This window comes from Thermus sediminis, assembly GCF_003426945.1.
In the GTDB taxonomy this organism is placed as follows: domain Bacteria; phylum Deinococcota; class Deinococci; order Deinococcales; family Thermaceae; genus Thermus; species Thermus sediminis.
The window spans coordinates 1,239,428-1,263,740 of record NZ_QURO01000004.1 but is presented as its reverse complement, the minus strand read 5'-3'; the positions used below and the strand labels follow the sequence as shown (position 1 = coordinate 1,263,740).

22 protein-coding genes, 1 tRNA gene and 1 pseudogene are annotated in these 24,313 nt (G+C 66.9%); 13 read left to right on the top strand and 11 right to left on the bottom strand.

The window, feature by feature from the left end; genetic code table 11:
- Positions 1–33: 33 nt before the first annotated feature.
- From ATI37_RS12645 to ATI37_RS07365, 3 genes are read right to left on the bottom strand one after another with little or no spacing between them, the layout of a single operon-like run.
- On the bottom strand, positions 34–1,026 hold the full coding sequence (locus ATI37_RS12645; protein WP_408646679.1) for a DEAD/DEAH box helicase family protein: 993 nt from the start codon (positions 1,024–1,026) through the stop codon (positions 34–36).
- Complete coding sequence (locus ATI37_RS12465) at positions 920–2,740, bottom strand: CRISPR-associated endonuclease Cas3'' (protein ID WP_269801873.1); 1,821 nt, start codon at positions 2,738–2,740, stop codon at positions 920–922. The genes ATI37_RS12645 and ATI37_RS12465 overlap by 107 nt, the downstream gene beginning before the upstream one ends.
- Complete coding sequence (locus ATI37_RS07365; RefSeq protein ID WP_117237793.1) at positions 2,737–3,717, bottom strand: helix-turn-helix transcriptional regulator; 981 nt, start codon at positions 3,715–3,717, stop codon at positions 2,737–2,739. The genes ATI37_RS12465 and ATI37_RS07365 overlap by 4 nt, the downstream gene beginning before the upstream one ends.
- Positions 3,718–3,797: 80 nt before the next feature.
- On the opposite strand from ATI37_RS07365, the gene ATI37_RS07360 reads away from it, so the two are divergent.
- Together ATI37_RS07360 and ATI37_RS12460 are read left to right on the top strand one after the other, a co-directional pair.
- A complete protein-coding gene (locus ATI37_RS07360) occupies positions 3,798–4,628 on the top strand; it encodes an IS256 family transposase (RefSeq protein WP_117237792.1) in 831 nt (276 codons plus the stop codon).
- Positions 4,579–4,935: a transposase gene (locus ATI37_RS12460; protein ID WP_157969068.1), complete on the top strand. Its 357-nt coding sequence runs from the start codon at positions 4,579–4,581 to the stop codon at positions 4,933–4,935. Before ATI37_RS07360 ends, ATI37_RS12460 begins: the two co-directional genes overlap by 50 nt.
- A 4-nt stretch (positions 4,936–4,939) precedes the next feature.
- Here ATI37_RS12460 and ATI37_RS07350 read toward each other — a convergent pair whose 3' ends face one another.
- The gene (locus ATI37_RS07350) at positions 4,940–5,917 is read right to left on the bottom strand and encodes an arsenic resistance protein (protein ID WP_117237791.1); all 978 of its coding nucleotides are present in this window, start codon (positions 5,915–5,917) and stop codon (positions 4,940–4,942) included.
- A 103-nt stretch (positions 5,918–6,020) separates the two neighbouring features.
- Positions 6,021–6,096: transfer RNA gene (locus ATI37_RS07345), tRNA-Lys, on the bottom strand.
- A 483-nt stretch (positions 6,097–6,579) separates the two neighbouring features.
- Here ATI37_RS07345 and ATI37_RS07340 point away from each other — a divergent pair.
- The 7 genes from ATI37_RS07340 (at position 6,580) to ATI37_RS07310 (ending at position 10,512) form a co-directional block, all read left to right on the top strand.
- Positions 6,580–7,113 (top strand): cytochrome c oxidase subunit II, encoded by a 534-nt coding sequence (locus ATI37_RS07340; protein WP_232822466.1) that lies wholly within the window; start codon positions 6,580–6,582, stop codon positions 7,111–7,113.
- A 2-nt stretch (positions 7,114–7,115) separates the two neighbouring features.
- A complete protein-coding gene (locus ATI37_RS12090) occupies positions 7,116–7,382 on the top strand; it encodes a cytochrome c oxidase subunit II (RefSeq protein ID WP_232822465.1) in 267 nt (88 codons plus the stop codon).
- A 10-nt stretch (positions 7,383–7,392) separates the two neighbouring features.
- Positions 7,393–7,530: a hypothetical protein gene (locus ATI37_RS11685; RefSeq protein ID WP_198665586.1), complete on the top strand. Its 138-nt coding sequence runs from the start codon at positions 7,393–7,395 to the stop codon at positions 7,528–7,530.
- 238 nt (positions 7,531–7,768) lie between these two features.
- Positions 7,769–8,287 (top strand): cytochrome c oxidase subunit 3 family protein, encoded by a 519-nt coding sequence (locus ATI37_RS07330; protein ID WP_117237790.1) that lies wholly within the window; start codon positions 7,769–7,771, stop codon positions 8,285–8,287.
- A 74-nt stretch (positions 8,288–8,361) separates the two neighbouring features.
- Positions 8,362–9,036, top strand: coding sequence for a cytochrome c oxidase subunit 3 (locus ATI37_RS07325; RefSeq protein WP_117237789.1), 675 nt, complete (start codon positions 8,362–8,364; stop codon positions 9,034–9,036).
- A complete protein-coding gene (locus tag ATI37_RS12085) occupies positions 8,979–9,377 on the top strand; it encodes a cytochrome C oxidase subunit IV family protein (protein ID WP_332871163.1) in 399 nt (132 codons plus the stop codon). Before ATI37_RS07325 ends, ATI37_RS12085 begins: the two co-directional genes overlap by 58 nt.
- A gap of 151 nt (positions 9,378–9,528) precedes the next feature.
- Positions 9,529–10,512 carry a zinc-dependent alcohol dehydrogenase family protein gene (locus tag ATI37_RS07310; protein ID WP_117237786.1) on the top strand — a complete coding sequence of 328 codons (984 nt, stop codon included), beginning with the start codon at positions 9,529–9,531 and terminating at the stop codon, positions 10,510–10,512.
- Here the strand turns inward: ATI37_RS07310 and ATI37_RS07305 are convergent.
- The 6 genes from ATI37_RS07305 to pgi all read right to left on the bottom strand — a co-directional run bounded on the left by ATI37_RS07305 (position 10,502) and on the right by pgi (position 19,486).
- A complete protein-coding gene (locus tag ATI37_RS07305; protein ID WP_117237785.1) occupies positions 10,502–11,188 on the bottom strand; it encodes a hypothetical protein in 687 nt (228 codons plus the stop codon). The genes ATI37_RS07310 and ATI37_RS07305 overlap by 11 nt on opposite strands.
- 62 nt (positions 11,189–11,250) lie before the next feature.
- Entirely contained in the window at positions 11,251–13,626 is a 2,376-nt protein-coding gene (ctaD, locus tag ATI37_RS07300; protein ID WP_117237784.1) for a cytochrome c oxidase subunit I, read from the bottom strand.
- Between the two features lie 12 nt (positions 13,627–13,638).
- Positions 13,639–14,652, bottom strand: coding sequence for a cytochrome c oxidase subunit II (gene coxB / locus ATI37_RS07295; RefSeq protein WP_117237783.1), 1,014 nt, complete (start codon positions 14,650–14,652; stop codon positions 13,639–13,641).
- A gap of 10 nt (positions 14,653–14,662) precedes the next feature.
- Positions 14,663–16,480, bottom strand: coding sequence for a heme o synthase (locus tag ATI37_RS07290; RefSeq protein WP_117237782.1), 1,818 nt, complete (start codon positions 16,478–16,480; stop codon positions 14,663–14,665).
- A 129-nt stretch (positions 16,481–16,609) separates the two neighbouring features.
- A complete protein-coding gene (gene pckA / locus ATI37_RS07285) occupies positions 16,610–18,199 on the bottom strand; it encodes a phosphoenolpyruvate carboxykinase (ATP) (protein ID WP_117237781.1) in 1,590 nt (529 codons plus the stop codon).
- A 24-nt stretch (positions 18,200–18,223) separates the two neighbouring features.
- On the bottom strand, positions 18,224–19,486 hold the full coding sequence (gene pgi / locus ATI37_RS07280; RefSeq protein WP_117237780.1) for a glucose-6-phosphate isomerase: 1,263 nt from the start codon (positions 19,484–19,486) through the stop codon (positions 18,224–18,226).
- Positions 19,487–19,540: 54 nt separating this feature from the next.
- Here pgi and ATI37_RS07275 point away from each other — a divergent pair.
- The 4 genes and pseudogenes from ATI37_RS07275 to ATI37_RS07260 all read left to right on the top strand — a co-directional run bounded on the left by ATI37_RS07275 (position 19,541) and on the right by ATI37_RS07260 (position 24,310).
- Positions 19,541–20,845 (top strand): annotated as a pseudogene (locus tag ATI37_RS07275) (IS256 family transposase).
- 271 nt (positions 20,846–21,116) lie between these two features.
- Positions 21,117–22,355, top strand: a complete 1,239-nt coding sequence (locus ATI37_RS07270) for a DUF4129 domain-containing protein (protein WP_232822464.1) — start codon at positions 21,117–21,119, stop codon at positions 22,353–22,355.
- Positions 22,325–23,239, top strand: a complete 915-nt coding sequence (locus ATI37_RS07265; protein WP_117237778.1) for an AAA family ATPase — start codon at positions 22,325–22,327, stop codon at positions 23,237–23,239. Before ATI37_RS07270 ends, ATI37_RS07265 begins: the two co-directional genes overlap by 31 nt.
- Positions 23,240–24,310, top strand: coding sequence for a DUF58 domain-containing protein (locus ATI37_RS07260; protein WP_117237777.1), 1,071 nt, complete (start codon positions 23,240–23,242; stop codon positions 24,308–24,310).
- Positions 24,311–24,313 lie beyond the last annotated feature (3 nt).

Below are 24,313 nucleotides of genomic sequence, written 5' to 3'. Positions count from 1 at the left end.
GTTACAGAGCCTACCCGACATCCCCTGACGGGTTTAAACCTCCCGGTAAACCACCCCTAGCTCCGGGTCCAGGTCCACCCGGAAGGCGCCCTTTTCCAGCATGAAGACCCTTCCCACCTCCAATGGCCTAAGGCCCTTCAGGAGGCCGCTTCTCCTCCAGGCCTTGGGTGGGTCTTCCCGGAGCAGGGTCGTGGGTATAGGGCGGCGGGAAAGCCGCACCGCCCGCTGGAAGAGGGTTTCCGCCTCCTCTCGGGAAAGCTCCCCCGAGAGGGGCACCCTCCGCCGTCCCTCCCGGTCCAGATAGAGCGCCTCCCCTACCCGGAAGAGGGGGACCACGGCCACGCTGGGGTCGCCCAGGCGGGTGAGGAGGCGTTGGGTTTCCGGCTTCTCCTCGTCATCTTCCAACCGTTCCCGGGCCACCATCTCCCCCTCGTCCCAGTAGGCCAGGAGGCGGGCGGGGTCGCTTAGGGAAAGCGCCTTGGCAGTCTGGGCCTCCCTTTCCCTGCGCTCTTTGAGTTTTTCCAAGCTCTTCCGGGCTCGCTCCCGGAGGTCCTCCAGAAACTTGATGGGTTCTTCTTCCTCGTAGACCTCCTGGAGAAGGCCCTCGAGGTCCTGGGGGATGCGGAGGGAGGCCTTGCCCTCGAGGGCCCGCCAGGTGGACAGCAACACGAAGTCCTCGTAGACGGCGTCCCAGTAAAGGGGTTTGCCGAAGCCCAGGCCCTCCGGCACGCCCAGGAGGAGACGGGGGAAGGCGTGTTTTTCGGGCCTGGACCGCTCGTGACGGTGGAGCCTCCCCGCCCGCTGGAAGAGGAGGTCTATGGGGGCCAGGTCCGTGTAGAGGAGGTCAAAGTCCAGGTCCAGGCTCTGCTCCGCCACCTGGGTGGCCACTAGGATGGCCCTCTCAGGCCGCGGCCCTCCCCTACCAAAGAGCTTGAGGACCAGGGCTTCCCTCAGGGCCCGTTCCTCGGCGGGAAAGCGGGCGTGGAGGAGGAAGACCCGGGTGCCGTCCTCCAGGACCTTCCCCACCACCTCCCCTTCCCGCCCCGGAAAGTCCCGGCGCACCTCCTCCTCCAGCTCCCCCACGGTGAAGCGTTTCCCCTCTCCCAGGGCCCGGTAGAGGGCTTGGGCCCGGTCCACGGTGTTCACAATGGCCCCAATGGCCCCGGGCAGGGCTTCCCGCAGGGTCTTTGCCAGGTCCTCCACCCCCACGGGGACCCGCTTCAGGGCCACCTCCAGCTCCCGATGGGGCGGGAGGGAGGCGGGGCGCACGGCCTCCCCCTCCACCACCGCCACCCGGGGGTAGGCCCCCAGGTCCTGGGCGGAGGCCTTCCCCCCCCCAGGCCTTAAGGAGTTCCCTCCGGCGGGAAGGGGGCAGGGTAGCGGTCATGAGGATGACGCTGGAGCCCAGGGCCTTGAGCCACTTGAGGAGGGAAAGGAGGAGCCCCGAGGTGTAGACATCGTAGGCGTGCACCTCGTCCAGCACTACCACCCGGTTCATGAGGCCCCAGAGGCGGATGAAGTGATGCTTCACCCGAAGAACCCCCAGGAGGGCCTGGTCCAGGGTGCCCACCCCGTGGGGGGAGAGCATGGCCCGCTTGCGGGCGGAAAACCAGGCCGAGGCCACGGCGCCCTCCTTCTCCACCTGCTCCGGGCGGACCTTTTCCAAAAGGGCCACGTACTCCCGGTTGAGGAGGGCAGCCCCGTGTTGGAGCTGGAGGTCCAGGGGCCCCTCGGAATGTAGTCTTTCCAGGAAAGCCTTTACCCGGGGGAAGAGGCCGTTTCCGGTGGCCTGGGTAGGGAGGGCCACATAGAGCCCCCGGTGCCCCAGGGCCCATTGGAGGAGGTGGTAGGCGTAGAGGGCGGCCTCCGTCTTGCCCATGCCCATGGGGGCCTCCACCAAGGCGAGAACGGGCTCCTTGGGGCTTCCCAAGACCTGGGGAAGCCTGGTCTGGAGAGGGTTGGGGCTAAAGGAGAAAAGATGGCGGAACTCCCGCTTTTCGGGCGAGCGGAAGGCCTTCCAGCCCACCTGGTCCAAGGCCCTCTTGGCCCTCTTTTGGGCCTCCGCCAGGTAGCCCGGGTCCATGGGGTCCCGGCCGTAAGGGAAGAAGTTGGGGTCCGAGGCCACCCAGTCGGCGAAGGAGGCGAGGGCCATGACCCGGAGCACGGCCTCGGGCCTGGCCTCCCTACCTTCCAGCTCGGGTAGCCGGGCCCCGAGCCTTTGGAACAGCTCCTCTAGAAGCCACCTTCGGACCTCCCACCAAAGGGGGTCTTCCTGTTTGAGCTGGCGGCGGGCAGCTTTCTTCTCCTCGGCGCTCGCTAGAAAGCCGTGGTGGGCCCCGAGGGCGGTGGCCAGGTCGTTGGCCGCCCGCTCGGGCAAGCCCTTCGCCTTGAGGAGGCGCCTCAAATAGAGCTCCGTGAAGACCCCGTGGGCCACCCATTCCAGGCCCTCCTCCAGGAGGAGGCCCGCCTCCTGCACCCGCCTCGCCCCCTCCTCCCAGGCCGCCTGAAAGACGGGGCTCGCCTTGCCCAGGTCGTGGAGGCCCACGAGGAGGGCCACCCAGGCCACAGCCTCCTCCAGGGAAAGGCCCCAGTCCTGGGTGTAGAGGGCAAGGGTCCGGGAAGGCTCGCGGAAGAGCACCGCCTGGGCCACCGCCGCCGTGTCCAGCATGTGGGCCAAGAGGGGGTGGAAGGGTTCGCCGCTTTTAGCCCACAGAGCTAGGGCCGCCTTTTCTGCGCTCATGCGCCCACCTTAAGCGGGGTTCCCGACACCTCCTGTCGGGTTCCGTAGAGTTCCAAAAGCCGCCTCGCCTCCTCTAGCCAGAGACCCCGGAGCTCCGGAGGGCTCAGTACCTCCACCCGGGGGCCGAAGCTTTGAATCCAGGCCAGGACTTCGTAGGGCACCCCGTCCTTAAAGGGAGCGGCCTCGAGGCGGGCGAGGAGGCTCCCGTCGGGGAGTTCCCCCTCCACCTCAAGACCCGGGTAGTCCCCCTCCAAAACCCGCCAGCTGGCCTCTGGGGCGAAGCGGAGGCGCACCTCTACCCCCTTTTCCCGCACCCCCACCACCCCCCAGGCCCGGTTTAGGTAGGCGCTCGGGTCAAAGTCCTCGGGGATTTTATAGGTTTCGTCTAGAAGGCGGGCGTGGCGCATACGGGAGAGCTTGAAGGTGACCACCGCCCTGTGGAAGCCCCGCTCGTAGCCGATGGCGTACAGACCCAGGTTGGTGCGGTTAGCTTCTAGGAAGTAGACCAGAAGCTCCTTGGGCCGCCAGTTCCTAGACCCCCCGGAGCGGTACTCAAAAGCCAGGACCCGCCTCTCCAAAAGGGCCCGGGCCACCATCTCCAGGGTGCGGCTTTCCCCCTGGCGCTCCTTTAGGCCCTCGGTGCTCCTGAGAAGGAGGCTCCGCAGGGGCTCGGGCAGGGCCCGGGCCAGCTTGTCCAGGGCCAGGCGGTACTGCCGGGTGGGGGCCTGATGGTAGAGGAGCCTCCCGGCGGCGAAAAGGGCCAGGGCCTCTATGGGGTGCAGGGGCGGAGGACGGTCGGGGATCCGGTAAATTCCCCGGCCCACACGTTCTAAAGGGTGGCCGAGGGCCTCGAGGGCCTTCAGATCCCGCTCCACGGTGCGCTCACTTATCCCAAACCTCTTGGCCAGCTCTCCCACCCGCATGGGCCGGAGCCTTAGCGCATCTGCCAACACCAAAAGCCGGGCGCTCTTACCCATTTCCTCTTTCCTCCATGTTCCCATCGTAGAGCATGCCCAGGTAGTGTCGCTTATTTTGTGGGTTAAGCATGGAGGGCTGAATGAACCAAGAGGGGTTCAAGAGGTTGACCAAGGAGGAGATCAGCCGGCGCATCCGGGAAGGGGTCAAGGCCATCATCGAGCAGGTGTTGGAAGAAGAGATGACCGAGCACCTGGCTGCGGGTCACCGTGAGCGCACCCCGAGCCGCCGCGGGGAGCGGAACGGCCACTACACCCGGGACCTCATCACGCCGGCGGGCAAGATCGCGCAGCTCCGGGTACCCCGGGACCGGGAGGGGACTTTCCTGACCGAGGTGTTGGAGCGCTACAAGCGGATGACCGGGGAGGTGGAAGCGGCCGTCCTGGAGATGGACCTGCAAGGGGTCTCCACCCGCAAGGTGGCGGCCATCACCGAAGGTCTGTCCCGAGTGCGGATTGGTAAGGACGCGGTCTCCAGGGTAGCCCAGCGCCTGGAGGAGGCGCCCTCTGCCTGGCGGGGCCGGCCCTTGGGGCTGGCTTACCCCTACCTCTACCTGGACGCGGCCTACTTCAAGGCGAACCGGGGCGGGCGGGTGGTGGACCTGGCCCTGCTGGTGGCGGTGGGGGTGAACGAGAAAGGCTACCGAGGTCACGGGCGCAGCCCGTACATTTTGCTGCTGGCGGTGGAACCGGCGGGCGGGGAGCGGAAGGAGGCCTGGAGGAACCTCCGGAAGGGTCTGGTGGAGCGGGGGCTTCGTGGGGTGAGGCTGGTCATTTCCGACGACCCCCCTTCCATCCGCCAGGCGGCGAGGGCCGAGCTTCCTGGGGCCAGCTGGCAGCGGTGCGGAGCTCCAGGAGGTGTTTGTGGCGCGGCGGCGGGGCACGGCGGAATCCCTGGCCCGAGAGTTTGTTGAACGCTACCGGGACCGGTACAGGCGAGGGGTGGAGGTGTTTGCCCAGGGTTTGGGGGAAGCTCTGATCCACCTGGACTTTCCCAGCGGCCACCAGAAGCACATCAAGGGCACGAATGCGCTGGAGCGGCTTTTCCGGGAGGTGAAGCGGCGGACCAGGGCGGTTGGGGTTTTCCCCAGCGAGGGGAGCCTAGGGAATCTGGCCACGGTGGTGATGCTGAGAGCCACGGAGGACTGGGCGCTCAGGCGTTACCTGGACATGGCCCCGCTTTGGGCCGCGGAAGAGAAACCCACAAAAATCGCTACTTGACTCCTCAGCCCCAGGTGGGTGGCGATCTGAACAGACGACCCGGCAACCACCACAGGTAGAAGACCATCCCGAACAACTCAACCAGAGACTGGAACACGACCACCACCACGGTCGTTTCCCAGCCGGCCGGTAGCGCCAGCGCAAAGGGCAGTACCACGAAGGAGTTGCGGGTACCCATGCTGAAAGCCAGTGTGCGTCCAGCGTCCATCGGCAAACGCAGCCATCGGGTGAGGCCCAGCGCCAGCAACGGCACCACCAGCAGGAAGCCGGCGAACACCGGCAACACCGTCAGTAGGACCAGTCCCGCATGGAGCACCGTGCCGACCTGGGTACCGGCGACCTGGAACACCACCAGGGCCAGCAGGGGCACCGTCCACCGGCCGAGACGTTCGCGCCAGATGCCGCGTTCCGCTTTGGCTTCGACCCAGGCCTCGGTCAGGGCGGCGGCCACCAGGGGCAAGCCGAGCAGCCCGAGCGCAGCGGGCAGGATCTCTTCGGTCCTGAGCGCGGTGCCGAGATCGGCCGCTGGTAGCAGCAACCACAGGTAGACCGGCAACAACAGCAGTTGCAGCAGCAGGTTGAGCGGGGTGACAGCGATGGCCAGGGACGTGTTGCCCCGCCCGAGTTGGGTGAAGGTGATGAACCAGTCGGTGCAGGGCACCAGCAAGACCAGAGCCACCCCCAGGCGCAGCGCCGGATCGTCCGGTAGCCAAGGCAGGACTAGCCCCACCACCAGCGGTATGAGCAGGAAGTTGCCCAGTAGGACGGCCAGCACGAAGCGCCGGTCGCGGAAGGCGTCGCGCACACGCAGCACTGGCACCTGCACGAAGGTGGTGTAAAGCAGCGCCGCCAACACCGGCCATAACAGGGCCTCGAGGAGCGCCCCCAGGTCCGGTTGTAGGCTGCCCAGTACCAGCCCGCCGGCGATGGCGGCCAGGTAGACCCAGACCTGCTGGCGTTCAAGAGTTCGTCGGCCCGACATTCCTCCCATTATTCCCTGAATCGGGGCGGGCCAAGTAGCCATTTTTGTGTACTATGCCCCTCTAGGCCATGCTACCGAGAGGGGAAGAAATGTGTTCCTGAGCTGGTGGGCCGTGCAGGATTCGAACCTGCGACCTACCGATTAAAAGTCGGTTGCTCTGCCAGCTGAGCTAACGGCCCGCACCAGGATGGTATTTTAGCACGAAGCGCCCTTGGCGCCAAAGGTGTGCAATCCGCCAACATACTTGAGGCTCAGGGGGGACCGACTCCCCTTGTATCTTAGTCCAGCCAAGCCCTCTTCCTTAAGCCGCTTCCGCCAGTGGCAGCAGGTGGCCCAGCTGATCCCCATGAGGTCCCAGATCCCGCTCCAACCCGCCCCGCCTCGGCCCAGGGCCTCCAGGCGTCTAAGCTCGAGCGGGCGTTCTTGGACAGTACGGAAGCCTCGCAACGCGAGGGGGCAACTTTGCCTGATGAGCAGGCTTTTCCCGGGATCCCCACCGCGGCTTCCGCCACGGTGGGGTACTTAGGGTCGGTCCCCCTCTTTCCATTTGGCGTCTCACATATGTCTGTCCGGGTTCAAGGTGTGGGAGCGAGGGACTTTTGTCCCTTCAACTTTTGGTAAGATGTGGCGTTGATCTCTAGGTAAGAGAAAGATGAAGGTCCATGCAGCGGGCCCTGCTCGCCGTAAGCCTGATCCTCCTGGTGGCGGGAGCTTTTGCCCTGGCCCTCCTTCGCCCCTGGTGGTTCACCCCTTTGGCCTCCAACTGGGGTTCTATAGATAGGCTCATCGTGCTTTCCCTGGTCCTAACCGGCCTGGCCTATGCCTGCGTCAACCTCTTCGTAGCCTACAGCGTGACCCGTTACGCCAAGGGGCCGACCCAGTACACCCCCGACGACCCCCTGGTGGAAAGGCGGCTCTTCTGGCTCACCACCTTCGGCATCATCGTGCTTCTGGCCCCGGGGCTTTACTTCTACGCCCACCCGGTCCAGCCGCCTAAGCCCGGGCTCACCGTGGAGGTCCTGAGCCAGCAGTGGCTTTGGAGCTACCGCTACCCCGGCCCGGACGGGAGGCTGGGCTCAGCGGACCTAAAAAGGGTCTCCCCCGCCAATCCCTTTGGCCTAGACCCCAAGGACCCCGCCGCCCGGGACGATGCGGTAATCGTAGGGGGGCCCCTCTACCTATCTACCTACTCCTAGGGATGCCCATCCAGCTTCTCCTTCGGGCCAACGACGTGATCCACAACTTCCACGTCCCCGAGTTCCGAGTGAAGATGGATGCGGTTCCAGGCATGATTACCCGAATTTGGTTCACCCCCACCCGCCCAGGCACTTTCCAGGTCATCTGCGCCGAGTACTGCGGCCTAGGCCACGCCCGCATGCTAGGCGAGGTCCTGGTGGTGAACCCTGAGGAATTACAGGCCTGGCTCAGGACCCAGCCCAGCGTGGCCCAAACCTTAGGGGAGTGAGGAGGGGCCCATGGAGTTGCCCGGCTACCACGATCATCACACAGGCCCAGAGCCCAGAAGCTTCTGGACCCAGTACATTTTCAGTCAGGACCACAAGATCATCGCCATCCAGTACACCTTAACCGCCCTCCTGGTGGGGGTCACCTAGCTCCTCTTTGGCTTCAACCTGGTCTACTCCTACTTCCGCGGGGCCAAGGCCCCGGATAACCCCTGGCGGGCAGCCACCCTGGAGTGGTAGACCTCCTCCCCCCCACCCCACGGGAACTGGGGGCACGAGCCGCCGCCCGTAGTCTACCGCTGGCCCTACGAGTACAGCCCTCCGGGATTCCCGGAGGACTTCATCCCCCAGAACGCCCCCCCGGTATTGGCGGGAGGAGGGGAGGATCATGCCTAAGGTGGAGGAGAGGACCCCGGCCCCACCCCCGGGGCTTGGCGGGGGAGGAAACGGAGGAAAGGAGGGCTTCCCCCTACTCCACGTGGGCCTATTCGTCCTCCTCTTAGCTACCACCAGCCCCTTCGCCGCCTTAGCGAGCGCCTACCTAGTGCGCATGGGCCTTCCCGACTGGCGCCCCCTTCCCAAGCCGCCCCTCTTGTGGCTTAACACCCTTCTTCTCCTCCTCGCCAGCCTGGCCCTGGAGCGGGGGGCTAGGCTTTGGGAGGGCGGCGTCCCGAAACAGGGCCAGCCTTGGGTTTGGGTGGGAGGGGCTTTGGGCGCCAGCTTCCTTGTGGGCCAGCTTTTCGCCTGGCACCTCCTCCTTAGGGCGGGCTACGCCCCAGCGAGCAACCCGGCGAGCGCCTTCTTCTACCTGGTGACCGGCCTCCACGGCCTCCACCTCCTGGGCGGCGGAGTGGCCCTGGCCTGGGCTCTGGCTCGGGGAGGACAGACCCTCAGGCCTTGCGCCTAGTACTGGCATTACCTCCTGGGTATCTGGCTTCTCCTCCTCGCCCTTCTGCTTTGGAGTTAAGGGGGTGGGCATGTATGAAAGAAAAAGGCCTAAGCCAACCCGGCTTCTTGGCCCGCTTAGTGGGGGAGTGGAGCGGGGATCTAGCCACCTTCCGGGTGGTCTGGGCCAAGGCCATGATGTGGATCTTCCTTGTCTCCGACAGCTTTATCTTCGGCTGCTTCCTCGCCGGGTACGCTGCGGCCCGGCTGGCCGCCACCGAGCCCTGGCCCGACCCTAGCAAGGTCTTCGCCCTGCACATCGGGGAAAGAGAGTTCCCCCTCCTCCTCATCGCCATCATGACCGTGATCCTCATCAGCTCCAGCGGCACCATGGCCATCGGCGTGTACCACGCCTACCACCGCCGCAAGGGGTATACCGCCCTCTTCCTCCTCCTCACCGCCCTCCTAGGCCTCACCTTTGTGGGCATGCAGGCCTACGAGTGGACCCACCTGATCCGCGACCTGGGCTTCCGGCCCTGGGGTAACCCCATGGGGGCCCCCCAGTTCGGCTCGTCCTTCTTCATGCTCACCGGCTTCCACGGTCTGCACGTGACCGCGGGGGTGATTTACCTGCTGGCGGTGGCCTCGAGGGTCCTCAAGGGGGTGTACGACCGGGCGGGTAGCTACGTGGGCGTGGAGGTGGCGGGGCTCTACTGGCACTTCGTGGACCTAGTCTGGGTCCTCATCTTCGCCTTCTTCTACCTTTTTTAGGAGGTGAACCGTGGAGTGAGGTCCCTGGGGGCGAGCAGCACCAGCCCATCGGCGTCTACCTTGCGGTCTGGGGCCTTCTCTTCGTCCTCAGCGCCCTCTCCTACCTCCTGGACTACTTCAAGGTAGAACCCATTGGCCTAAGGCGCTTCCTCATCACCGCTTTTGCCTTGCTGAAGGCGAGGCTTATCGTGGCCTACTTCATGCATCTGCGCTTTGAACGGGTAGGGCTGGTCTACGCCATCCTTCTGCCACCCCTCTTGCTCTTGGCCTTGGTGGCTATCCTGCTTCCGGAGGGGCAGTATGTGGCTACGGTGCGGCGCCTCTTCCTGGGCGGGCCTTAGCCTGGCCCTGGCCCACCACACGGAAACCCACCTCACCGACCTGGGCCCAGGCTGGTGGGGGGTTTGGCTCCTGGCTCCCGTACCCTACCTCCTGGTGGGGGTAGGGATCTGGTACCTCCGGTGGCGGTCCCGGGGAAAATAAAATAGGGGCATGCGGGCCATGGTCTTGCAGGAGGTGGGCAGGCCCCTCGTCCTGGAGGACTGCCCCGTCCCCACCCCCGGCCCCGGGGAGGTCCTCCTGCGGGTGGAGGCCTGCGGGGTGTGCCGCACCGACCAGCACATCGCCGACGGGGAGCTCCCCCCGCCCAGGCTTCCCCTCGCGCCGGGCCACCAGATCGTGGGCCGGGTGGCGGCCCTGGGGGAGGGGGTGGAGGGCATCCCCCTGGAGGCCAGGCTCGGGGTGGGATGGCTGGGAGGGGCCTGCGGGCGCTGCAAGTACTGCCAGAGGGGCCAGGAGAACCTCTGCCGAGAGGCGGTCTTCACCGGCTACCACCGGGACGGGGGGTTTGCGGAGTACACCTCGGTCCGGGCGGACTACGCCTATCCCCTCCCCGAGGGCCTTCCCCCCGAGGGCCTGGCCCCTTGGCTCTGCGCCGGGCTCATCGGCTACCGGGCCTACCGCCTGGTGCGGGACCGGAAGGTCCTGGGCTTCTACGGCTTCGGGGCCGCGGCCCACCTCCTCCTCCAGGTGGCTCGGCACGAGGGCAAGCGGGTCTACGCCTTCGTGCGCCCAGGGGACGAGGCGGCCAAGGCCTTCGCCCTGGAGCTCGGAGCGGCCTGGGCAGGGGACTCCACGGAAACCCCCCCGGAGCCCCTGGAGGGGGCCATCCTCTTCGCCCCCGTGGGGGCCCTGGTGCCCAAGGCCCTGGCCGACCTCGAGCCCGGAGGGGTGGCGGTCCTGGCGGGAATCCACATGAGCCCCATCCCGGAGATGCCCTACCGCCTCCTTTGGGAGGAGCGGGTTCTGCGCTCCGTGGCCAACCTCACCCGGGAGGACGCCCGGGCCTTTTTGGCGGTGGCCCCCCAGGTCCCTCTTAGGGCAGAGGTAGAGGTCCTTCGCCTGGAGGAGGCGGAGCGGGCCCTGGAAGCCTTGAGGCGGGGCGGAACTAGGGGCGCCTTGGTCCTCATCCCCTGAGGCCCTCGAGGATCCAAAGCCCCAAGGCCTCCTCCTGGGCCCGGCGCCCCAGGGCCTCGAGGTCCAAAGCCCTCCTCGGGGTGGGCTCTAGGGCCACCTTGGGGAGAGGGCAGGCCTCCAGAAAGGCCAGGAAGGCCCCATCGTTCCAGGGGGGGACGAAGGCCCCGGAGCGGCAGAGGAAGGCCCGGTGGAAGGTGCCCCCCACCCTCCCCCCCGGGTCCACCCCCCGCCACACGGGCACCGCGGGCTCAGGGTCCTGGGCGGGGTCCCGCCAGGGGGGGTAAAAGGCCCGGAGGCGGGCCCCCTGCCGGTGGTAGAAGACCATCCAGTCGTCGCAGGCGGGCACCTCCCCCAAGGGGCGGTACCCCGCGTCGTGGTGGGCGTCAAAGAGGACCACCTCCTCCACCCCCTGGCGCACCCTCTCGTGGAAGGCCAGGGCGTTGGAGTCCCCGTAGTAAAGCACCGCCCCCGGGGCGAAGGCGAAGCGGTCCCAAAACCCCTCCCACCCCCTCACCTCCGGCAGGGGTAGGCCCCGGAGGAGGAAGGCCAAGGCCCTCTCCTCCCAGGCCTCCAGGAGGTAGTAGGGGGTCTCAAAGTGGGCCCAGGCGAAAAGGGGGTCCTGGGGGTCCTGAGGCCCGGGGAAGAAGTAGTCAAAGTCCACCACGAGAAGCCGCACGCCTCAAGAAATAGCAAGAGCAAGGCCCCCCGCCCTTTAGGCAGGGGGCCTGGGTAGGTCCGCTACCAGATGTAGAAGAGGACCACGATAAAGAGCCAGACCGCGTCCACCAGGTGCCAGTACATGTTGGCGGCCTCGAGGGTGCCGTGGTTGTGCAAGGTGATCTTGCCCCGGAGGGCCTGGAGGTAGGCGAGAATGAGCCCAAAGCCCCCGATCACCACGTGCAGGCCGTGGAGGCCCACGATGGTGAAGAAGGCTGCGGTCCAGAGGTTCTCCTGCCAGGAGGAGTGCTTGTAGAACTCGTAAAACTCCCACGCCTGGAAGAGGAAGAAGAGGACCGCCAGGATGATGGTGATGAGAAGGCCAAAGCGGAAGGGATTGAAACGGCCCCGCCTGAGGTCGTGGTGGGCGAAGTGGGCGGTGAAGGAGGAGCTCACCAGGAAGAAGGTGTTAAGGAGGGCGAGCCAGAGGGCGGGCCGCTCCTCAGGGGGCGTGGCCGCGCCAGTGAGGCGCAGGTAGAGGTAGCCGGCGATGAGGATGGCGAAGAGGCCCACCTCCGAGACGATGAACCAGGCCATCCCCATCCAGGCGTTGGACTTGCCCGTGACCGTGTGGTGCTCCACGGGGTGGCTGTACTCGTCCTCCAGGGCCCAGCGGACCAGGCCGTAGGCGAAGAGGGCCAGGAAGAGCCACATCCAGACGTTGGGCCAGGGGAGGACGGCCAGGCTCGCAAAGAAGGCAAAAAGGGTGGCGGCGGAGTAGAAGGGCCAGAAGGAGCTGTTGGGGAGGTGGATGTGGCTGGGGTCCTCAGCCTTCAGTTCCACCCCCTTCTTCTTCCAGTCGTAAAGGGGCCGCTCGGAGGGGAACTCGGTGGGAAGCTTCACGTCAAAGTTGTGGGCCTTGGGTGGGGAGTCGGTGAGCCACTCCAAGGTGTAGCCGCCCCAGGGGTTGGCGGGAGCCTTCTCCCCAGAGCGCAGGCTCTTCCACATGGCGTAGATCCAGACCACACCGCCCAGCGCCAGGATGAAGACCCCGATGGTGGAGATGAGGTTGAGCTCGGGCCAGCCGGCGATGTCGGCGTTGTAGGTGTAGTAGCGCCGGGGCATGCCCAGGTAGCCCAGGGCGTACTGGGGCAGGAAGGTGACCAGGTAGCCGATGAGGAAGAGCCAGAAGTGGAGGCGGCCCAGCCGGTCGTCGTACATGCGCCCCGTCATCTTGGGCCACCAGTAGTAAAGACCGGCGAAGGCCCCGAAGCCCGAGCCCGCCATGAGGACGTTGTGGAAGTGGGCCACCACGAAGTAGGAGTCGTGGAACTGGTAGTCCAGGGGGACCATGGAGAGCATGACCCCGGTGATCCCCCCCAGGAGGAAGTTGAAGATGAAGCCCAAAACCCAGTAGAGGGGGGTCTTCATCTGCAGGTGCCCGCCCCAGAGGGTGCCGATGATGTTGAAGAGCTTCACCCCCGTGGGCACGGCGATGAGGGCGGTGAAGAAAGCGAAGGCCAGCTGGAAGATGGTGCTCTCCCCTACGGTAAACATGTGGTGGGCCCAGACCATGGTCCCCAAGACCACGATGCCCATCTGGGCCCAAACCATCTGCTTGTAGCCGAAGAGGGGTTTCCGGGCAAAGGTGGAGGCCACCTCGGCCAGGATGCCCAAGTAGGGAAGGAGCATCACGTAGACCGTGGGGTGGGAGTAAAACCAGAAGAACTGCTGGAAGAGAATGGGATCCCCACCGATCTCGGGGTTGAACCAGGTGAGGCCGATCTTCCGGTCCAGGAGGACGAGAAGCGTGGCTGCGGTGAGCCCGGCCAGGCTGAAGAGGTTGAGGATGCTGGCGGCGAAGACGCTCCAGACGTAGATGGGCATCTTCCAAAGGGTCATCCCCTGGGTCCGGAGGTTGTAGATGGTGGCCACGAAGTTGGCGTTGCCCAGGAGGCTGGAGAAGCCCAGGAGGAGGATGGCCGCCATGTAGAAGTCCACCCCGCTTCCCGACTTAGCGGAGAAGGGATAGTAGAAGGTCCAGCCCACGGAAGGGGCCCCGCCGGGGAAGAAGAAGCTCATAAGGGCCAGGATGATCGCCCCCAAGAAGGCCCAATAGCTGAAGGCGTTGACCCGGGGCAGGGCCACATCCCTGGCCCCTAGCATCAGGGGCACCATGTAGTTGCCGAAGCCGGTGAGCCCCGCCTGGATGATGAAGAAGAAGAGCATGGTGGCCCCGTGCAGGGTGAGGATCTGGTTGTACTGCTCACCGGTGAGGAGGGTGTTGTTGGGCACCGCCAGCTGCACCCGGATGAGGACGGAGAAGAGCCCCGCCAGGGCGAAGGCGAAGAAGGCGGTGACCGTGTACATCAGGCCGATCTTCTTATGGTCTACCGTGGTGAGCAGGTCCCAAAGGACCGCCCAGAAACTGGTTTTTGGCTTGGTGGCGATGGCCATCTTCCCAACCTCCTAGAACCTAGGCAGAGTCCGGAAATCTATCCCTTCCAGCCGGAGTCCATCCAGATAGCGGACCAGGGCCTCCAGGTCTTCCTCAGAAAGCTGAGGGAAGCCTGGCATCGCCACCCCTGGTTTTATGCTGGCTGGGTCCCTGATCCAGGCCTTCATGTTCTCGGGGTTATTCTCCAACACCCCCGCAGCCAAGGAGGTGCGGTTGCCCATAAAGCCCACATCCGGCCCCAAGACGACCGGGGGAGGGGTTCCTTGGATCCCGTGGCAGGCCATGCAGTTCTGCTGGAAGACCTGCTGGCCCCGGGCGTCGGCCACCGGGGGGGTGTAGTCCCTGACCGCTGCCACGAAGCGTTCAAACTCCTCCTCGGGCACCACCAGGACCCGGAAGAGCATACGGGCGTGGCTGGCCCCGCAGAGCTCGGCGCAGAAGCCATAGTAGTTCCCGGGCTCATTAGGGGTGAAGCGCAGAAGGGTCTTTTGTCCCGGAATGGCGTCCCGCTTGCCGGCAAGCCCCGGCACCCAGAAGGAGTGGATCACGTCCCTAGAGGTGATCTCCAGCTCCACTGGGACCCCTGCAGGCAGGATGAGCTCGTTGGAGTTCCTGAGGCCGAGCTCCGGATAGTTGAAGTCCCACCAGAACTGGTAGGCGGTAACCTCCACCCTCATGGCCCCGGGGATGGGCTGGTTCACCTGGATGAGGGCCCTGGCCGTGAGGCCGAAGAGGACTAGGATGATGCCCAGGGGGATCAGGGTCCAGACCGCCTCGAGGCGGTCGTTGCCGTGAATCTGGGGCGGTTCCCCCTCCTGTCCAGGCCTAGCCCGGAACTTCCAGGTCACGTAGGCCAAGGCCCCAGCCACCACCACGAAGACCAGGGCGGAGAAGAAGTAGACCCAGGGCCAGATGAAGGCCACCTCCTGGTTGAAGGAGCCCCCGGGGTTTTTGATGAACACCCGGTGCGCCTCCTGAGCCAGGCCTAGACCCAAAAGACTTAGCGCCGCCACACCTCTTTTCATCCACTCCCTCCTAAAGCACCCGATCCACCGCCATCGCCATAAAGAGAAGGGCCAAGTAGAGCATGGAGTATTTATACAGGGAAGCGGCCGTCCTCCGCTCGGGGTGGCGGTAGAGGGCCAAGGTCCTAAGGATAAGCAAGCCGTTAAGGAGCAGGCTGAGGAACAGGTACAAGAGGCCGAGCTCGCCTAGGAGGAGGGGAATGAGGGAGATAAGAGAGGTGAGAACCGCATAGAGGGCTATCTGGATCAACGTGACCCGCTCTCCCAGGACCACGGGGAGCATGGGCACCCCTGCGGCTCGGTACTCGTCCTGGATCATGAGCGCCAGGGCCCAGAAGTGCACCGGGGTCCAGAAGAAGATGAGGGCGAAAAGGTACCAGGCGAAGAGGCTGAGCTCCTCGGTCACCGCTACCCAGCCCACGAGAGGCGGAAAGGCCCCCGCCGCCCCCCCGATGACGATGTTCTGCCAGGTGCGCCGCTTCAGGTAGAGGGTGTAGACCAGCACGTACCAGATGAGGCCCGCGAGGGCCAGGGTGGCGGCGAGGAGGTTCCCCCCCCACCAAATGAGGAGGAAGGCCAGGAGGGCCAGGGCAAAGGCGAAGAGGAGGGCGTCCCGGCTTGCGATCCTCTGGGTGGCCGTGGGCCTCTTGGCGGTGCGCTTCATGCGAGCGTCGATGTCCCGGTCCACCACCATGTTGATGGCGTTAGCCGCCCCCGCCATCATGTACCCCCCCAGGGCTACGACCAGGAAGAGGCCCGTGCCCGGCCAGCCCTGGGCGGCGATCAGCATGGCCAAAAGGGTAGTGAGGAGGAGGAGGCTAATGACCCGGGGCTTGGTGAGGGCCAGGTAGTCCCTCCAGGTGGCCCCCCCGGTGCCCCGGTGGACCTCGCTCGTCCCTCCTCCCAGCTCCTCCCACCTGACACCTCGGCTCAGGGCCGAGGCAGCCAGGAAGATGAAGAGGAACCAGATGACGTAGGCCAGGAAGAGGTGTAGGATCTGCATCCAGACCGGGGCCCGGAGGATCACGTTGACCAGGCCTACCAGGAGCTGGACCCCGTAGGCGTAGGCCAGGAGGTTGGCGAAGAGGCGGGTGTGGGACGAGGGGCGAAGGTGGGCCGCCAGGTACCCGGCGAAGACCACGTAAAGCCCCACGCTGACTGCAATCAGGGGGTGGAGGACCCTGAGGCGCACCAGGAAGTGCTCCCCAGGGGTCAAGGAACGCTCCAGGGCCTCGAGGGTGCTCCGCACGGGGAAGAGAAGGTCGCCCAAGGCGGTGATCGCCCCGCTCATGCCCAGGAAGAGGAGGGCCAGGAAGCCCAAAAGGAGGGCCAGCCCCACCGCCCCCTGGCCCCGAAGGCGCAGGGGCGCCCCACCCGAGGCCCACCAGGCGGTGAGGGCCAGAGCGCCCAGGAGGAAGTAGGTGTTGATCAGGTGGACCATGTGCACCACGGCCCGCTCCGGGCTCATGTCGTGGGCCACCCAGCCGAAGAGGACCAAGGCGGCCCCCACCAGGCTCTCCGTGACCATGAAGAACATGGAAAGGGCGGCGCCGAAGCGGGCAGGGTGCCCCTTGGGCAAGGCGCGGAAGGCCCAGATGAGCAAGGCGAGAGCGGCCAGAAAGGCCAGCCCCGAGGTGGCCCGGTGGGTGAACTCGATGAGGGTCTCCACCTCGGGGGAGCGGGGGATGACCTCCCCGTTGCAGGTGGGCCAGTGGGAGCCGCACCCGGCCCCTGAGCCCGTGGCCCGCACGAAGGCCCCGAAGAGGGCTACCACGATGTTCCAGACGAGAACACCCCAGGCGAAGGTGGCTAGGCGGGTCTTTCTCATATCATCATTCTGCCAAAGGGGCTGGGCCGGGCATCAAGTACGTTTGTCCCTACCATCGGGACCACTGCAGGAGCAGGTTAATACCCCCTTGGCCTATTTGGCAAGGGCAATGTGCCCTGGAACCCAAAACTACCCCACCCGGGGACCCGCCCGGCGCACGGCCTCGGGCACACCTGCGGCGTACTTCTGGAAGTTTTCCTGGAAGAGGTGGGCCAGCCTCTGGGCTTGGCGGTCATAGGCCTCCGGGTCCCTCCAGGTGCCCCGGGGGTCCAGGAGCTCCGCGGGCACTCCCGGGACCTCGAGGGGCACCTCGAAGCCGAAGACCGGGTCCTTTTGGTAGGCCACCTCGTCCAGGACCCCGGTGAGGGCGGCCTTCAGGAGGGCCCGGGTCACGGGCAGGGGGAAGCGGTGCCCCACCCCGTAGGGCCCTCCGGTCCAGCCGGTGTTCACCAGGTAGACCCTGGGCCCGTGCTTCTGGATCTTCTCCCCCAGCATCCCCGCGTAGACCCCGGGGTGCATGGGGAGGAAGGGGGCCCCGAAGCAAGCGGAGAAGGTGGCCTTGGGCTCGGTGACCCCCCGCTCCGTTCCCGCCACCCGGGCGGTGTAGCCCGAGAGAAAGTAGTACATGGCCTCCTCTGGGGAAAGCCGGGCGATGGGGGGCAGGACCCCGTAGGCGTCGGCGGACAGGAAGAAGATGGCCTTGGGGTGGCCCGCCATTCCCGAGTCCACCACGTTCTCCAAGTGGGCGATGGGGTAGGAGGCGCGGGTGTTCTCCGTCTTGGTGTCGTCCTCCCACTCCACCCGGCGGCTTTCCGGGTTCACCACCACGTTCTCCAGGATGGCCTCAAACTGGTTGGAGGCCCGGAAGACGAGGGGCTCGTACTCCGAGGAGAGGCGGATGACCTTGGCGTAGCATCCCCCCTCAAAGTTGAAGACCCCCTCCTCGCTCCAGCCGTGTTCGTCGTCCCCGATCAGGGGGCGGTCGGGGTCGGTGGAAAGAGTGGTCTTGCCCGTGCCGGAGAGGCCGAAGAAGAGGGCTACGTCCCCCTCCCTCCCCACGTTGGCCGAGGCGTGCATGGGGAAGACCCCCCGCTTGGGCATGAGGTAGTTCATCACGGTGAAGATGCTCTTCTTGATCTCCCCCGCGTACCTGGTGCCCACGATGAGGACCAGGCGCCTGGCAAAGCTGACGCCCACGAAGACCTCGCTCCGGGTCCCGTCCCGCTCGGGCTCTGCCTGAAAGTAGGGAGCGTGGACGACGGTGAAGCCGGGGGCGAAGCGCTCTATCTCGTCGTCCTCGGCGAAGCGGCGGGGCGGGAGGAACATGTTGCGAGCGAAGAGGGCGTGCCAGGGGCTTTCCGTGACCACCCGCACCGCTAGGCGGTGGCGGGGGTCGGCCCCGGCGTAGAGGTCCTGGACGTAGAGGTCCCGGCCGGAGAGGTAGGCGGCCACCCGCTCGTAAAGGGCCTGGAAGGCCTCCGGGGGGAAGGGCTGGTTCACCTCGCCCCACCAGATCTCCCCCTCCACCTCCGGCTCCCGGACTATGAACTTGTCCTTGGGGCTTCTCCCCGTGTAGGGGGTGGTGTCCACCACCAAGGGCCCCCTGTGGGCCAAAAACCCCTCTCCCCGGGCCAGGGTGTGCTCCACCAACACAGGGGAGACCGTGTTCCAGAAGACCTGCCTTTGCGGCTTGATACCGACGCTTTCTAGGCTCTGCATGGCCGCCTCCTCCGGTTCAGGATATCACGGGCCCATTTCCACGCTTCCATCCAAGAAAACCCGGGTGAGCCTCTTGCCTAGCTCCACCCCGGGCTGGTCAAAGGCGTTCACACCCCAAAGCTCCCCCAAAAAGGCGGTCTGCCACATGAGGTGCTGGAGGAGCCAGCCCACGGCGTAGGGGGAGACCTCGGGGAGGTAGAGGGCGTAGACCCGCTGCCCCCCCTCGGCCAAGGCCTGGTAGGTGGCCTCGGCCTCGGCCCTGAGGAGCCCAAAGAGGGTCTTGCCAAAGAGGTAGGAGAGGGCCTCGAGGCCCTCCGCCCGGGGCAGGGGGAGGTCCTCCGTGGCCCCTTCGGGCACCACCAGGGCGATGAGCTTGTCCAAGGGCCCTTCCCGGAAGAGCTGCACCTGGGCGTGCTGGTCCTGGGGGCCCAAGGCGGGCAGGGCGGTGGTGCCCACCCGCCTCCCCTCCCGGTCCCGCTTGCCCAAGGACTCGTCGTGGAGCTGGACGAACCAGGCGGGAAGGTGCCTGAGCCTTTCCGAGTAGACCATGAAGACGTGGATGGGCAGGTGGCGGTGGAGGTGCAGGAGGAGGGCGGTCTTTAGGGGAAGGCTCTCCTCCACCGGGGCCAGAGCGGTCTCGTTGGCCTTGCGGGCCCCCATGAGGAGGGCCTCGAGGTCCACCCCGGCGAAGGCCAGGGGCAGGAGGCCCACCGGGGAGAGGACGGAGAACCGCCCTCCCACCTCCTTGGGGATGGAGAAGCTCCTGAGGCCCTCCCGCTGGGCGAAGGCCCTGAGGGGGCCCTCCTGGGGATCGGTGGTGGCCACCAGGTGGCGGCGCCAGCCCTCCCCGAAGGCCCCCTTTAACCAGTCCAGGAAGACCAGGAGGGCCGCCAGGGTCTCGGGGGTGGAGCCCGACTTGGAGACCACGTTGACCAGGGTCTTCCTGGGGTCCAGGGCACGGAGGAGCTTTAGGACGGGCTCGGGCTCGGCGTGGTCCACGTAGTGGAAGCGCACCCCCTCCCCGAAGGCGGCCTCGAGGGCCTTGGGCCCAAGGGCGCTTCCCCCAATGCCCAAGAGGACGAAGTCCTCCACCCAAGGGTTCGCCTCCCGGTAGCGGCGGATCTCCCTCAGGGTTTCGGTGTCCTCGGGAAGGTCCATCCAACCCAGCATGCTCCCGGGGGCCTTGCGCTTGGCGAGGAGGCGCTCCCGGGCTTCCTCTAGGAGAGGGGCGTGCCGGCTTAGGGCCTCGGGAAAGTCCTTGAGGAAACGGGTGTCCAGGCGAAGCATGAATCGTAGTTTACCCCTCTTTGCGGTCGTGTAAGGAATTCTGTGTAAGGGTCCGTGTTTAATAGGGGGGCACACCTTGGAAGGAGGAGGTGCCCCATGGACCGGGATACCTTGCGGAGCCTGCTGAGGGAAGCGGTGCGGGAAACGGTAGCCGAAGTCCTACAAACAGTCCTGGAGTTGGACCGGACGGCGTTCCTCCAGGCCCACGGAGGCCGCAAGAACGGCTACTACCCCAGGAGGCTGGAGACCGCCTTCGGCCAGGTGGACCTGCGGGTCCCTAGGGATCGGGAAGGCCGGTACCACCCCGCCTTCCTCAAACCCTACGCCCGCCGCCCCGTGGACGTGGGAGGTCAGCCGAAGGCTACGTTCCAGTGGCCGTGGCCCTTTATGCCGCCGGGGTCAGCCAGCGTAAAGCGGCCGAGGGGATGCGCCTGCTCTTGGGCCACCGCTACTCCCACGAGACCTTGAGCGCCTTGACGGACGAGGTCTTGGGAGCGGTGGAAGCTTTCCGCAGGCGGCTTTTGCCCGAGGAGATGGCCTTCGTCTACCTGGACGGGCTTTCCCTCAAGGTCCTTAGGGACGGAGAGGGGATCGTACGGGAAACCGTCTACGTGGCTTTGGGGATCGCCCCTGGTGGGGAGAGGCGGGTCCTGGGATTCTGGCTGTTGCCGGCGGAGAGCGCCTTAGGGTGGGAGGGGGTCTTGGGGGAGCTCTGGCAGCGGGGCTCGCGGCGAGTCCTGCTCTTCGTCACCGACGGGCTACCCGGGCTTCCCGAGGCCATCCAGAGGGTCTACCCACAGGCGGAGTGGCAGCGGTGCGTGGTGCACGGGTTGCGATGGAGCCTGTCCCAGGTGCGGGCGCGGGACCGGGCCCTGTTGGCCGAGGACCTGAGGCGGGCGTACGGGGCGGAGGGCCGGGAGGAGGCGCTCTGGGCTCTTGAGGGGCTGAGGGAAGCCTGGGGTTCGCGGTACCCGGGGGTGGTGGGGCTGTGGGTGCAGGACTCGGGGGCGTTCTTGCGCTTCTATGGGTACCCCAAGGTCCTTTGGCCGTACTTGCGGAGCACCAATCTGATGGAGCGGTTTATCCGGGAGGTGCGGCGGGGAACGAAGGTGCGGGGTCAGGCCGAAGGCCTATCTTGCCCACAAGTTTCCCAACGAGGCGGCGGTGTACAAGCTTCTTTACTTGGAGTCGGAAAGGCAAGAGGGGAGGTGGGCGGAGCGGCTGCTTCGCGAAGCGAACATCTTGCGGCTCAAGGGGTTCTCGGGTCAGCGGAGCTACCTTGAGGCGAGGGAGACGCTGGAGAAGATGCTTCAGGAGCGGTATGCCCCCCGTACACAGACCCTTACACAAAACTCTTGACACGACTCTCTTTGCTATTCCCTTTGATTGCGATTTCCTAAACGCGCAATGCGCAAAGCCGTTTGGGTTTCGATTTTTGTTCTCGGAGCTGCTGTCCTCGGAGCTGTAGCGCAAAAGGGTGCCGTCTTGCCGCAAGGTTGCGGGATGGACGTGAAGGATTGTCCCTATATGCCTATGTAACAATGTAACAATCGTGTTTCTTCACCTGGGCTTGGACAGAAGGTTTGCCCCCAATAGGCTCGGCTTGTTCTACCGCCTAGCCTGTTTCCTTGTGGCCTGGACCCTCCTCCTTTGGGTCCTAGGGGTCAAGCCCCCCGCCCTTCTCGGCCCTCCCCTCCTCCTCCTCGGCCGGAGGTTTTATCCGGAGGGGTTCTTGTGGCTCGCCTTCCTGCCGGGCTTCCTCCACGCCCCCGAAGCGGGCTGGCCCCTCCTTTGGGCCAAGACCTCCTTAGCCCTTCTCCTCTTCGGCCTCTACCTAAGCCGGGAGAAGGGCCTCTGGGCGGCCCTTTGGCTCCTCCCCCTCGCCCTCTACCTGGGGCCTTGGGGCCTCGGCCTCTTGGGCCTCCTCCACGGGTTCCACCTCCTGGCCCGGTCGGAAGGGGTGGGCTCCTTGGGGCCCTTTCTTCCCCTTCTCCTCGCCGCTTTGGGGTTTGGGCTTGGCCACCTTTCCCCGCCGGGCCTCCCTGAACCCCCGCTTCCCGCCCCCGTCCCGCCTCCCTTCCGGGCGGGCCCCGGGGAGGACGGAGGGGCCGGGGGAGGCGTGGCCTACCTGCCCCCGGAGGGGGGCTTTCCCCTCTGGGTGGGGGTGGTGGACCGCCTCCTGGCCTACGCCCTCCCCCTCGCCCTGGTCCTTCTCCTAGCCCTGGGGCTTCTCCTCCTGGGCCCAAGAAGGGGACCTCCCCTCTTCCGGGGCCTCCACCTCCTCCCTCTCCTCCTGGCCCTGCCCCTTCTCCTGGGCCTCTTCTTCCTCCTGGGAAGCCTGGGGGGCGGGGAGGGGGCCGGGAGCCAGGGGGTGGGCCCACCCCCGCCCCTGCCCCCTTCCCAGGGCCCCGTGGAGAGGGTGCCCGGGCCCAGGGCCCTGGGGGAGGTGGGGATGGCCTTGGCGGGGCTTTCCGCCCTCTTTACCCTGGCCCTCCTCCTCGCCCTCTTGGCCTGGGCCTGGCGGGGACGGGGAGGGGAGGAAGGGAAGGGCGGGGAAGCGGCTTCCCCCTCCCCTAGGGCTCCGCAAAGGTCCCTCCCCGCAAGCCGGGTGCGCCGGGCCTACCTGGAGGCCCTCGAGGCCCTAAAGGCGGCCGGGCTCCCCCGGCGCCTAGCCGAAGGCCCTGTGGAGTACGAGAAGCGGGTGGGGGCGGCCTTACCCGAGGCCCATCCTCCCCTCGCCCGCCTCACCGCCCTCTACCTCCCCGTGCGCTACGGGGGGAGGGCCGAGGCGGAGGAAGCTGAAGAGGCGGAGGCTCTCGCCCTGCGTATCCTGGAGCTATGTTCTACGAAAAGGTCCAAAGCGCCCTAAGGGGCCGGGTCCTCCTCCGGGAGGAGACCCTGAGGCTTTCCCTCGCCGCCCTCCTCTCCAGGGGGCACCTCCTTCTGGAGGACGTGCCAGGCACGGGGAAGACCACCTTCGCCAAGGCCCTGGCCCGGGTCCTGGGCCTCTCCTTCGGCCGGATCCAAATGACCCCGGACCTCCTCCCCCAGGACCTCACCGGGGTCTACCTCTACCGGGAGGGGAACCTGGTCTGGGAGCGGGGCCCCCTCTTCGCCCAGGTCCTCCTGGTGGACGAGCTGAACCGGGCCACCCCCCGCACCCAGTCGGCCCTCCTGGAGGCCATGGGGGAGGGCCAGGTGACCCTGGAGGGGAAAACCCACCCCCTCCCCGAGCCCTTCTTCGTCCTGGCCACCCAGAACCCCGTGGAGGAGGAGGGCACCTTTCCCCTCCCCGTGGCCCAACGGGACCGCTTCGCCGCGCGGCTTGCCCTGGGCTACCCCGACGAGAAGGCCCTTCTAGAGGCCCTGAGGGCCCAAGACCCCCTGGAGGGCCTGGCCCCGGTCACGGACGCCGAGGAGGTCCTGGCCCTGAGGCGGGAGGCGCGGCGGGTGCGGGTGGAGGAGGAGCTCACCGACTACCTCCTCGCCCTCGCCCGCTTCCTCCGAAAGCGGGAGGGGGTGCGGCTTGGCCCCTCGCCCCGGGCGCTTCTCCAGGTGGAGCGCCTGGCCCAGGCCCTGGCCCTCCTGGAGGGGCGGGGCTTCGCCCTGCCCGAGGACCTGAAGGCCGCCTTCCGGGCCGCCATCCCCCACCGGCTCTTGCTCGCCCTCGAGGCCGAGCTTTCCGGCCTCACCTCGGAAGGCCTGGTGGAGGAGGCCCTGGAGGCGGTGCCGGCCCCGGTGGAGGCGGGGTAGATGGGAGCCCTCGCCCTCCTCCTTCTCCTCGCCCTGGCCTTGGCCCCCCGCTGGCTTCGGGCGAAGGCCCAGGCCCACGGGTTCCCCCCGGGCTTTCCCGGGAGGACGGGGGAGGGGCGGGTGGAGGTGGAGGTCCACGCCCCCCTCCCCGTCCTCCTCCGGGCGGAGGTGGGAGGCTCGGCGGCCCTGGGCCTGGCTCCCAGGGAGGTCCTGGCCCTCACCTGGGGGAGGGCGAGGCTAGGCCTTTCCCTCCCCTACCGCTACCGCCGCCGGGGGGCGCACGCCTTGCCCACCCTCCACCTCCGGGCGCGGGGGGTCCTCGGCCTCGGGGAGAGGCGGCTCGCCCTTCCCCTGGGGGAGGCCCTGGTCTACCCCGCCCTAAGGCCCCTTCCCCCCCTCCTTCCCGCCCCCGCCTTCTTCCTGGAGGGGAGGCGGGCCCCACGGGGGCTTCCCGACCCCCTGGAAGCGGTGGGCCTCCGCCCCTACCGCCCCGGGGACCCTTTAAGGCTCCTCGCCCGCAAGGCGAGCCTCCGCTTGGGGCGCCCCGTGGTGCGGGAGGTGGAAAGGAGGCTGGAGGGCGGCCTCTTCCTCCACCTGGACGCAGAGAGCCTCCACCCGAGCTACCTAGACCACGCGGCGAGCCTCGCCCTCGCCCTCCTCCTGGAGGCGGAAAGGAGGGGGGAACGGTACGGGCTTTCCGCCGGGGCGGTCCTGCCCCTGGGCCGGGGGAAGGCCCACCTGAGGCGGGCCCTGGAGCTTCTCGCCCGCCTCGCCCCAAGCCCCACGCCCCTCCTCCCACCCCCCGCCCCCTGGGGGAGCACCTACGTCCTCCTGACCCAGGCGGCGGAGGAGGCCTTCCTCAAGGCGGCGCTTAGGGGGGCGCGCCGCGCCCGGGAGGGGCTTTTGATCCTCCTCCCCGAGGGCTACTTCCTCTTCCCCGGGGAGAGGGGAAGGCCCGTCCACGGCAAGCCCCCCGCCCTGGAGCGGGCCCTCCGCTACCGGGGGCTCCTCGCGGCGGCCGGGGTGCGGCTTAAGGTGGTGCGGGGGCACGAGCCCTTTGGGGGAAAATGAGGG